At 54.9% G+C, this 10828-nt stretch carries 11 protein-coding genes and 1 pseudogene; 10 read left to right on the forward strand and 2 right to left on the reverse strand.

Features of this window, described 5'->3' with window-relative positions; all coding sequences use genetic code 11:
* Together ACI77I_RS25695 and ACI77I_RS25700 are read left to right on the forward strand one after the other, a co-directional pair.
* On the forward strand, window positions 1-202 hold a 202-nt coding region (locus ACI77I_RS25695; protein WP_406998939.1), incomplete at its 5' end, for a hypothetical protein.
* Between the two features lie 36 nt (window positions 203-238).
* Window positions 239-463 carry a hypothetical protein gene (locus ACI77I_RS25700; protein ID WP_177034930.1) on the forward strand — a complete coding sequence of 75 codons (225 nt, stop codon included), beginning with the start codon at window positions 239-241 and terminating at the stop codon, window positions 461-463.
* A gap of 105 nt (window positions 464-568) precedes the next feature.
* Here the strand turns inward: ACI77I_RS25700 and tssI are convergent.
* Both tssI and ACI77I_RS25710 read right to left on the reverse strand, forming a co-directional pair.
* Window positions 569-2562: pseudogene (tssI, locus tag ACI77I_RS25705) on the reverse strand (type VI secretion system tip protein TssI/VgrG); the annotation flags it as partial.
* Between the two features lie 80 nt (window positions 2563-2642).
* Window positions 2643-3161 carry an Hcp family type VI secretion system effector gene (locus ACI77I_RS25710; RefSeq protein ID WP_177034932.1) on the reverse strand — a complete coding sequence of 173 codons (519 nt, stop codon included), beginning with the start codon at window positions 3159-3161 and terminating at the stop codon, window positions 2643-2645.
* A 1269-nt stretch (window positions 3162-4430) separates the two neighbouring features.
* On the opposite strand from ACI77I_RS25710, the gene tssA reads away from it, so the two are divergent.
* The 8 genes from tssA (at window position 4431) to ACI77I_RS25750 (ending at window position 10367) form a co-directional block, all read left to right on the forward strand.
* Window positions 4431-5987, forward strand: coding sequence for a type VI secretion system protein TssA (gene tssA, locus ACI77I_RS25715; RefSeq protein ID WP_406998942.1), 1557 nt, complete (start codon window positions 4431-4433; stop codon window positions 5985-5987).
* A 29-nt stretch (window positions 5988-6016) separates the two neighbouring features.
* Window positions 6017-6520, forward strand: a complete 504-nt coding sequence (tssB, locus tag ACI77I_RS25720) for a type VI secretion system contractile sheath small subunit (protein WP_177034934.1) — start codon at window positions 6017-6019, stop codon at window positions 6518-6520.
* 28 nt (window positions 6521-6548) lie between these two features.
* The gene (gene tssC, locus ACI77I_RS25725; protein ID WP_406998944.1) at window positions 6549-8024 is read left to right on the forward strand and encodes a type VI secretion system contractile sheath large subunit; all 1476 of its coding nucleotides are present in this window, start codon (window positions 6549-6551) and stop codon (window positions 8022-8024) included.
* A 14-nt stretch (window positions 8025-8038) separates the two neighbouring features.
* Window positions 8039-8446, forward strand: coding sequence for a type VI secretion system baseplate subunit TssE (gene tssE / locus ACI77I_RS25730; protein WP_103299247.1), 408 nt, complete (start codon window positions 8039-8041; stop codon window positions 8444-8446).
* A 10-nt stretch (window positions 8447-8456) separates the two neighbouring features.
* Window positions 8457-8963, forward strand: coding sequence for a PAAR domain-containing protein (locus ACI77I_RS25735; protein ID WP_406998947.1), 507 nt, complete (start codon window positions 8457-8459; stop codon window positions 8961-8963).
* Between the two features lie 5 nt (window positions 8964-8968).
* On the forward strand, window positions 8969-9721 hold the full coding sequence (locus tag ACI77I_RS25740; protein ID WP_406998949.1) for a hypothetical protein: 753 nt from the start codon (window positions 8969-8971) through the stop codon (window positions 9719-9721).
* Window positions 9721-10026, forward strand: a complete 306-nt coding sequence (locus ACI77I_RS25745; protein WP_406998951.1) for a hypothetical protein — start codon at window positions 9721-9723, stop codon at window positions 10024-10026. Before ACI77I_RS25740 ends, ACI77I_RS25745 begins: the two co-directional genes overlap by 1 nt.
* Before the next feature lie 182 nt (window positions 10027-10208).
* On the forward strand, window positions 10209-10367 hold the full coding sequence (locus ACI77I_RS25750) for a hypothetical protein (protein ID WP_406998953.1): 159 nt from the start codon (window positions 10209-10211) through the stop codon (window positions 10365-10367).
* The last annotated feature ends 461 nt before the right edge of the window (window positions 10368-10828 follow it).

Genomic DNA, 10828 nt, shown 5'->3' on the forward strand with positions numbered 1-10828 from the left:
GATCATGAGTGAACACGACGAAAAGGCCCGCCGCTTGGCGAATTGGTACGAACGTTTAAGCAATCCCTTAAACACCGGCACCCTGGATGCTTGGCATCGTGAGTTACGCCGTGAGGTCTATCAGTTGAAAACTCTGGGTCTGATCGATGCCAGCGAAGCGTATGAACTACGCAAGTTGGCTAACGCTGCCTATGGCGATTAAGTTGAAGTCGCGCAGGGCGGATAAGGAGCGCCCATCATGGCGATGATTGACAGTGATCGGCTCAAGTTTTTTCTGGGCGCCGCGCAAGACGCTAAGGCCGCATGGGTCGATGCCGGTAAAGTGCTGGTGGGTATTGACCGTTACGATCGCGCCGCTTGGGAGCAGGCGCAACTGCAGGTCGAGCAGGCGCTGAATGCTTACAACAGCAAAGCCCGCGATGTGACCACATTGGTACTGCTGTTGATCAAGCAGGCCGAGTAGGCGGTCTGTCCCGTCGAAGGGTAGGCTTTGAGGCAATCCATTTCTCAGCGACCATAGTGCGTTAGGCATTTTTTCGTGCCTCCAGATTGCAGGCTCGAAAATCGCACAATTAGGCTTCTTATTTATCACCGTCTGCCGCTGCGCCGGCACCAACAATTGCCTACTCATATACGCTTGCTTCAACGGACCGGCAACAAAGGCGTCGCTCCGGCCCCATTGCCTGGACTGCCTCCGGAGTTCACATTGACCACAGGTCCACTGACTATCACGCCACTGCTGTCGATCTTGATAAAACTCCCACTGGCTTTGAGCGTCAGCTCACTGCCAGCTTCCAGCACCACTTTCATGCCGCTACTCAAGTGGATTTCCTGTCCGGCTTCGATGCATTGCAAGGTACCGATTTTGATGTGCTGGTTCACCGCAACCGTCAAATGGTCATCCGCTTGCGCTTCCACTTTGCGGTCAGCATGGACCGTGTGGTGTTCCTCGGCCTTGAATTCGCTGTAGGTGTTGGCTTCAACGGTGTCGTGACGTTCGTTGCCGACCCGGATTTTTTGGTCGTGCTCGATGTCCTCGTCCCAGTCACGTTGTGCATGCAGGAAGATTTGTTCCTGGTCTTTCTTGTCTTCGATGCGCAGCTCGTTGAATCCGCCGCCTCCGGGTGAGCTAAGGCTCTTGAAGGTGCTGCGCGTTTTGTTAGTCGGCAGCTCGTAGGGGGCGACGTTTTCCTTATGGTACAGGCACCCGCTTATGAGCGGCTGGTCCGGGTCGCCTTCCAGAAAGGTCACCAATACTTCCATCCCCACACGTGGGATGGCGATGCCTCCGTAATGCGCGCCAGCCCAAGCAGAGGAGACGCGCAGCCAGCAGCTGGTTTTGTCGTCGCCCTGGCCTTCACGGTCCCAGTGAAATTGCACTTTGACGCGGCCGTACTGATCACAGTGGATTTCCTCACCTTTGGGGCCGGTGACCACCGCGCTTTGGCTGGCGAGGATGCGCGGCTTGGGGTGATTCAACGGCGGGCGATTTGGTACGTCCCAGGGCGTCGCCAGAAAGCGGTTGCGATACCCTTGGTGGAAGTCGTCCTTGAGCGCTGCGGTGTCGCTGGTAACCGATTCTTCAAGTACGTGGGGCTGTTTGCCTTCGTGGAAGACTTCGGCCAGCAGCCATAGGTCGTTCCAGCGGGCTTTTGGGTGCTGGGTCAGGGCCAGGAAGTGGCCGCTGACTAACAGCGGTTGGTCGCTTTTTCCTTCGGCGAGCTGATAGTCACTGCGATGGCGTTCAAGCGCGCGCTGGGCCAAGTGTTTGCCGCGTTTGCGGTCGATGAATCGACCGGGGTAATCGTAGTCTTCGAGGTCGGGCAGGGCGCCGCCGCGCTTCTCGGCTTCGAGGGTGATGCGCGGCTTTTCGAAGTCGTAGTCGCGGCGGGTGGTGCAGCTGGTTCGTGTTTCCAGGCGCAGGTCGAAACGTTTGATGACCGGATCGTTCGCTACCATGCCGGAGTCTAGCTGGTAGGCCGTGGGCTTAAGTTTCGGGAACACCGTCTGGTCATCGCCGAATACCAGTTTGTGGGCCGTGGCGTTGTGCTGAAAGTGGTAGTGGATACCTTCTTCCTCGCACAGGCGCTGGATGAACTGCAGGTCCGACTCCTCGTACTGAACACAGTAAATGCGCTCGGGATAAATCGCACCGACGTTGAATACGTAGGCGTTGCTTTGGATGCCATGCTCTTCGAGGACCTGGCCAATGATTTTAGGCACGTTGAGGTTTTGGAAGATGCGCTGGTTGATGCGATGCGCCAAGTTGGATAGTTGCGGTCGTAGCGTTACGGCGTAACGGGTCAGGCGCTTGCCAGAGTCGCCCTGGGCAACGCGGCAGATTTGGCCGTGAATACCGTTGCCGTTAGCTGAAAGTTGCAAAAAAGCGGGCTTGTGCAACAGGGTTGCGAGGTCGAGGGACGGTTGCTCGCTGACCAGCTCGACGTCGAACGCGAACGGTTGGCTGATAGCCTCGCGACCAGTCAATGATAAGACTTGAAGGTCGTTTGCCAGCCCCTCGATGGTCAGTCTGAAGTAAGTCTGATTAGCCGGCGCGAACATCCCTTGTTCCTTGTGTCATGCAATGATAAAAATAACATCGACCAGCAGGGCTGGCCGATGTTTTCAACGATCAGCTAGGGTTAGCCAGCGACCGGCGAACGCCAATCATCCGAACCCGAAGTACCGCAAACTTCGTGGGTCCAGGTGATTTTGCGGTAGGTGAATTCGACGTCTTCCAGGTGAGTGAAGTGCGAGTTCGCCGGGTCTTGGCAGTTGTGCATGTAGTCCTTGATGTCGACGATAATTGCGTCTTCAAGCTTGGTGGTGAAGTAGTGTTCCTGGGTGCCGGCTGCGGAGGTGCGGTACCACTGGATGGTGATTTCAGTCAGGCGCTCGCCGGAAGTCAGGGCCGACAGCAGCAGCGGCGAAGACTTGTCGAAGACCTTAGTGATCTTGACCGGCTTGTGCACACGCTGGCCGGTCGGTTGGCCGGACTGCGGGTCACGTGGAATGATCACTTCGTGGCTGAAACCCTGAACCATGACCTGGTCTTCATGACCTTCCTGGTAGGTGTTGCCTACCGAGTCAGCGGTGAAGGCACCGGCGGTGATCAGGCCTTGTTTGGTGCCGGTGATGGACATGTACGCTGGTGTAGCCATGGAGATGCTCCTTGCTGGAAAAATAAGAGTGCCCGGGAGGCGAAATCGCCCTGCGGGCAGTATTAACTATCAAACATCGTGCCATGTTATTTATTTAGTAATTAAATCAATAAGATGATTGGATTTTCAGGGGCGGCGGTGATGTTTTCTTAGGTCTAAAGCCGAATATGTGGCAACTTCTTGCGCAGTAGTGTGCAACTTCTTGCGCACTCGTCTGAGCGCCAATAGATATAGGTGCTGCAGGGAACTGTCCACAGGCTTGTCCACAAATAAGTGTGCAACTACTTGCCATAAGTGGTGAATGTGGATTAATCGGCAATGTATGAAAACTTGGACGGTTGTTGTGGGGGTATACGATGCGTGTAGGAAATTTCTTATTTGGAGGGCGTTAGGTCGCAGGGTCCGTTGCATCCCATCCTCGGGAAATAAAAATAAAGGCTCGGCATGCTCCACGCCTTTTTATTTTAGTGATGTCCTCACCGGCTTATCGTGTTTGTCGTAACAACTCGGATGTTCGCGGTGTCCGCTGACATTCAGTGCCAGCCGTTCGTAGATCGCAGGCAGGTACGGCTTATGCCTCGCCTTCGGCTGTTTATTGCCATTGAGGGTGCATTCATCGTCTTTGCGAGGATTGCATCAGGTTTCTATATGAGCGCTTGTCCCGTATTTCCATGACTTTAGTGACGGTTCTTCACTATTTGCCGTTCAGCCACAGCCAGCGGAATTTCCAGCTGGCAGCGGATCACCCGGTCCTCAACCTGCTCTCCATGCATTTCCGCGCTCGAACCAGTGCAGCGATTCGCCGGGGCTGTGATTCAAAAAGCCAAGCCTGTTGCGGGAATCCAATTTACCGCCGAGTTCAGTCCTGTGTTTGAGGATTGCCGCTATCGGGCGCGGATCTGAAAAAAAACTCGCCAAGCAGTGTCGGTGGCAAGCCGTGGAGCGGCACCAAACCGACTACCCGTTGGCGGAGGGCGGCAGCAACCAACCTATCCTGCGTAGCGGCGACTTCCCCACCCTGATCCATATTCCTGGTCATGGAATCGGCGTGCTGCTGCTCGTGGAGTGAGCGTTCTGCGCGCCTTACGGATCTGTTTGCAGTTGGCGGCCACCGCTGTGCGCAGCCCGCAGAGCGGCGGCGTACTCACGGAGTATTAATCGCTTTTCACGGTTTTTGAGTTGTTCAAATTTCCATTCGCGCTAGGGTTGGCATCCCGAATTGGTGTTCGCTGGTGTGTGGCCGCCGGCGTAAATTGCGTTAAGGTTTGAATGTCCTACTCAAACAAGCTTGCTGCTCATTACCTCGAACTCGCAAAAACTTCTGTTTCCAAAGAGGGTTTCGCGGGCGAGGACGTTCGCTTTTCAAGCGAATATGAAGGGTTAGAAAGTGAGCTAGGTAAAGCCTCGTCCATGCACGAGAGCGGTCAGATTGACTGGCTGAAAATCTGCGAAAACAGTGAACACCTGCTGCGCACTCAATCCAAGGATCTGCGTGTCGGTGCGTGGTTGACCTGGGCGCTGTACCAGCGCGAATCCTTGCAGGGGTTGCTGGCCGGACTTGGTTTGTTGCACTACCTCTGTGAAAATCACTGGCCTGAAGTTCATCCAAACAAGCCTCGCACTCGCTCCGCTGCTATCAGTTGGTTGGTGCCGCGTCTTGAGCAGGTGCTGAACGAAAACATCGCGATCAAAGAGCAGCTGCCGCTGTTCCGTCGTCTGGCAGAGCATCTTGAAGGCCTCGACGCTGCTTGCACCGAGCATCTTGGCGATGACGCGCCGTTGCTGCTGCCGATTTCTCGTCGCTTGAAAAGCATGGTCCAGCGCGCCGCCGACAATCAGCCGGAGCCTGGGCTAGTGGGCGCTGCAGTGGCACAGGTCAAGCATGCTGCGACTCAGTTGTTCACCCCCGGCGCGCCAATCGACAACGAGAAAGAAGCCCATAAGGCCCTGCGTGCCCAGCAGGAAAATGCCCGTCCGTTGTGTGCGTGGTGGCTCAAGCAAAAAGCTACCGATCAGCGCGCCTTACGCCTCAATCGCGCACTGTTATGGCTGCCCGTCGACGCATTGCCTGAGCGTAACGCCGAACACATCACTGCGTTGCGCGGGCTACCGGCGGACAAGCTCAAGTCCTATCAGGGCCGCTACGACCAGGGGCAGTACGCGGATCTGCTGGTAGAGCTGGAGGCGAGCTTGGCTAAGGCGCCGTTCTGGTTCGATGGCCAGCGAATGGTCTGGGAATGCCTTCAAGGGCTTAACGCCGACCAGGCGATGCGTGAGGTCGAAATTCATTTCGCGCTGTTGATTCAACGTTTACCCGGGATCATCGAATTACGCTTTCACGACGGCGTACCTTTCGCCGATCCCGCCACACGTGCCTGGATCAGCGCCAACGTGATGCCACACCTGCAGACCAACAGTGTACCGCGCAAGGTGGAAGTCTCCCATACACAGTCCGCCTGGGAACTTGCGTTGGAAGAGGTCTTACCGATCTTGCGCAAAGACGGTCTCAAGGCTGCCGTGCAGATACTCAAGCAGGGCCTGCAGAGCGCGCAGGGTGGTCGAGTCCGGTTTTTTTGGCAGTTCGCCTTAGCACGGCTGTGTTTCATGGCCAAGAAATACGAACTGGCCAAGACCCAACTCGAAACGCTCGACCAAACATTACAGGACTCGGGTCTTCACGCTTGGGAACCGGATCTTGCGCTGCAAGTGCTCCATCTGCTGCATAGCTGCTGCGAGTTGTTGCCGCAAAACCACGCGGTGCGCGAACGCAAGGAAGAGATTTATCGCAGGCTGTGCCACCTCGATCTTGAAGTGGTGCTCGAATAGGCCTCACGGCCACAATAAGGAGAAAACTCATGGCCAAAGAAGGCTCTGTAGCCCCCAAGGAACGCATCAACGTCACTTTCAAACCTGCCACCGGTGGGGCTCAGGAAGAAATTGAGCTGCCGCTGAAACTACTGGCCGTTGGTGATTACACCCACCGTAAAGACGAGCGCAAAGTCGAGGATCGCAAGCCGATCAGCATCGACAAGATGACCTTCGATGAAGTGCTAGCCAAGCAGGAGCTGCAACTGACGTTGAGCGTGCCGAACCGTCTTCAGGACGAAAGCGACACTGAAGAACTGGCCGTGAAGTTGCGCGTCAATTCGATGAAGGACTTCAACCCTGCCAGCCTGGTTGAGCAAGTGCCGGAACTCAAGAAACTGATGGAACTGCGCGACGCACTGGTGGCCCTCAAAGGCCCGCTGGGTAATGCGCCTGCGTTCCGCAAGGCCATCGAAGGCGTCCTTGCCGACGACGAATCTCGCGGTCGCGTACTGGGTGAGCTGGGCCTGAACGCCGCAGCCCCAGACGCCTGAGTCCCCATCAGTCAAGGAAGCCAACATCATGAGCACTAGCGCAGCAAAGCAGAAAAGCGTCGACATCGGCGAACTCAGTATTCTCGATAGCATCATCGCTGAAACCCGTCTGACTCCGGACGATGAGGCCTACGACATCGCGAAGCGGGGCGTGTCTGCCTTCATTGAAGAACTGCTCAAACCGCAGAACAGTGGCGAGCCGGTCAAGAAGGCCATGGTCGATCGCATGATTGCCGAGATCGACGCCAAGCTCAGCCGCCAAATGGACGAGATTCTTCACCATGCCGACTTCCAGTCTCTGGAGTCGGCGTGGCGTGGTTTGCAGTTGCTGGTTGACCGTACCAATTTCCGTGAAAACATCAAAATCGAAATTCTCAACGTCTCCAAGGACGACCTGCTGGACGATTTCGAAGATTCGCCGGAAGTCATGCAGTCGGGCCTGTACAAGCACATCTACACCGCTGAATACGGTCAGTTCGGTGGTCAGCCTGTGGGCGCGATCATCGCCAACTACTTCATGTCCCCAAGCTCGCCAGACGTGAAACTGATGCAGTACGTGTCCAGCGTTGCCTGCATGTCTCACGCGCCGTTCATTGCCGCGGCCGGTCCGAAATTCTTCGGCTTGGAAAGTTTTACTGGCCTGCCGGACCTGAAGGACTTGAAAGATCACTTCGAAGGCCCGCAGTTCGCCAAATGGCAGAGCTTCCGCCAGTCGGAAGATTCGCGCTACATCGGCCTGACTGTTCCGCGATTCCTGCTGCGTAACCCCTACGACCCGGAAGAAAATCCGGTGAAATCGTTCGTGTACAAAGAAACCGTTGCTAACAGCCACGAGCATTACCTGTGGGGCAACACTGCCTACGCATTCGGCACCAAACTGACCGACAGTTTCGCCAAGTTCCGCTGGTGTCCGAACATCATTGGTCCGCAAAGCGGTGGTGCGGTGGAAGACCTGCCGTTGCACCATTTCGAAAGCATGGGCGAAATCGAGACCAAGATTCCTACCGAAGTATTGGTTAGCGACCGTCGTGAATACGAACTGGCCGAGGAAGGCTTCATCTCCTTGACCATGCGTAAAGGCTCCGATAACGCGGCGTTCTTCTCCGCAAGCTCAGTGCAGAAGCCGAAGTTCTTCGGCATCAGCGCAGAAGGCAAGGCCGCAGAGCTGAACTACAAGCTCGGCACCCAACTCCCGTACATGATGATCGTCAACCGCCTGGCTCACTACTTGAAAGTGCTGCAGCGCGAGCAACTCGGTTCGTGGAAAGAGCGTACCGACCTCGAGCTGGAACTCAACAAGTGGATCCGCCAGTACGTCGCCGACCAGGAAAACCCAAGCGCCGAAGTCCGTGGCCGTCGCCCACTGCGTGCAGCCCGGATCACCGTCAGTGATGTCGACGGCGAGCCAGGTTGGTACCGCGTCAGCCTCAACGTGCGTCCGCACTTCAAGTACATGGGCGCTGACTTCACCTTGTCGCTGGTTGGCAAGTTAGACAAAGAGTAAGCGGAGCCTAACTCATGACTGGATACGGCAGCCTTTTCGAACGCCTGGGTGGCGACGCGGACAAACGCGTCGGCTGGAGCCGAGAGGTGTCCGCCACGGCGTCGGTGGCTGCCCATCTGGCCAAGATGCTCAGTACCCGAGCGGGCAGCGTGCAGACGCTGTCCGACTACGGGCTACCCGATCTCAATGACATGCGCTTGAGTCTGCACGACTCCCTGAGTCAAGCACGCCTGGCCATCGAAAGTTTTATCGAAGCCTACGAGCCGCGACTTAGCAACGTGCGTGTCATTTCCCTGCCGCGTGAACACGATCAGCTTCGCCTGTCCTTCAGTATTGAAGGGCTGTTGGAAGTTGAAGGTTTCAAGCGTCAGGTCAGTTTTTCCGCGCGCCTGGATGGCAGCGGTCAAGTCAATGTCAACTAAGGAGACCCGTATGTCCGGCAAACCCGCAGCTCGCGTTACCGATCCTACCGCTTGCCCGCTCCCCGGCCACGGTACCAATCCAATTGCCGCGGGTTCCAGCGACGTATTTTTCGACGGCCTGCCGGCTGCTCGCCAGGGTGACGCTTCCGAATGCGGAGGAGCGTTGGAGGGGGATTTGGCGACGACTGTATTTATCAATGGTAAGCCGGCTGCGACGGTGGGCTCCATAGGCAGCCATGGTAATAAGGTAACGGCGGGGTCGGGGACGTTGATTATTGGGAATTCGCATACGCCTGCGCCGTTTGTTGCGCCGTTGCCTTTGATTCTTCCTGGCTTTGATGAGCAGTTTGTCCTGACTGACAAAAGCGGTACGCCTATTGCGGGCCGCCGATACCTCTTGATCCGAGAAAATGGTCTTCAAGAGGAAGGTGTTACCAGTGATGTAGGTTTGACTCATCGAGTGGCTCGGCACGCGAGTGCGGAAAAAGTCGATATTTACGTTGCCTCAGAGGATTGATGCAAATGACGACCGACATATTGGAAACATCAACAGGTATATTCAAAAAGGTTGCTTCGAACATCAGCACCGCTACCGCGGACAGAACACCGAAAAATATCGTGCTGGAAGAAGATCTGACTGTTTACCTCGGCGGTGCTGGGATGGCCGGTGGTTATATTGATGACCAGGTTAAGTCACTGCGTATGGTAGGTATTAATGGCGCTGTAGTAGGACGTAATACTGAAGGTCAATACGCTGATGCTGTGGCGGGCGTGAATAAGCACCGTTACAGGCTTAAAAAAATTAACGGCATGTCGGACATTGGGCCCTATAGCGTTGAGGCGGACTGGAGTCTGAGGTCGTTAGGCGTTAGCAGATCTATTCCAAGCGGGGGGCAATTTAATCTCATTGGTTATTCCTTTGGATCGTTGGTAGCCGCACAATCTGCTCTTTATTACGCAGATAAAGGGCAGGGCGTTGATTATCTTGTATTGATAGGGTCTCCAATTTCTGAAGAAATGCTCGGGGAAGTTAGGGAGCAATCCCTGATCAAACATGTAATCGTGCTTGACTTGAAGGAGCATGGCGACCCTATTCATGCAGGCATGTCATTTTTCGACTTGGCTGAGCATGCTCCTTTGCTCGGTTCGCAGATGACCGAGTCCAGCGAACTTAAAGAAGGTGTAGGACATTTTTACTACGGTATTGACGGTCCTTCAGGTGAGCGGCGCCGCCTAGAACTGGCAAAGTCTCTCTATGCACAGGGCTTGCGTTGATGAGTAACGCAAAAGCAGTCAGAGCAATGATTATCATCGCAATCGCTTTGATCGCACCGTTTGCATTGTTCGAAATTTATGCGGTTATCCGGTTTGGGTTTGCTGAACCGTATAGTTATTTACTTTCTGTTCCTCTAGGAATTATCTCGTTCTTGTTGTTGCAGTTTGCGATTGGCCTTGGCGTGATTAAAGGCTGGGCTCTCTGCAGAGTTTCGGATAACTACTATCTGCTCGTACTTTGGGTAATTAGTTTGTTGATGTTGTTTTTGCTTCCGGCGTTTTTTTCAAATGGGCCGATGTCATGATAAATTTTGGGTTGAAATACGTTCCGATAATGGAGTTTGAATGTTTATGTTTAGAAAATTCGGGGCTGACAAAAATATCTGACGGATATATCGGTGAAAACGCTGAGAGTGAGCCGTCCCGAATGTTCTCAAAGACTGTTAATTTTTGCTGCTGGCCGACCGTGCAACAGGGCACGCAGTAAATGAAGCATTGGTTGTTTGCGTGGAAATGGTTCCGGCATTTACTGAGCCTTGTCGGTGCGTTGAACATCATTGCAACCGTAGTCTTTTTCATCGCGATGAGCCCGGCCGGTACTTCAATGCCAGTTTTTTCCGGTCACCCCGATGCGGTGTTGCGATGAGCCAAGGACGGTGGTTATTACATCGAGATTCCCCGGTCGGATCCGCCGGACTATTTCGCGTAGGTGCGGGGAGTGGACTCAACGGTCGAACGCGAGGGCTTGGCGCGCTTCATAACCCCCGATGGCAAACCGCTGACGATGGCCGGTTTCTATGGATCGCACGGTCGTTACCTCTTTATCGATTCTTATGTGCCAATTACGCCAAGCAAAGGAGGGCGTCCACGGTGAGTTTTGAATCATTCATTTTCGTCCTTGTGGGTCTGCGCTTGCAGGGTGTGCGACCAACATGAATATTTACGTTCGCCTAGCCATGTGCCCGATTTCTTGCACCATTCGCCGCGTTTGGCACCCCGGCCTATGTCGCGTTTGCCGCGTGGGCAACTCGAGCGCTGAGCAAAATAACCCTACAACAGATTCTGAAAAAATCCGGTGCGCACCACTGACGTTCATCCCTTTCTACG

This window comes from Pseudomonas sp. D47 (genome assembly GCF_045447305.1).
Taxonomy (GTDB): domain Bacteria; phylum Pseudomonadota; class Gammaproteobacteria; order Pseudomonadales; family Pseudomonadaceae; genus Aquipseudomonas.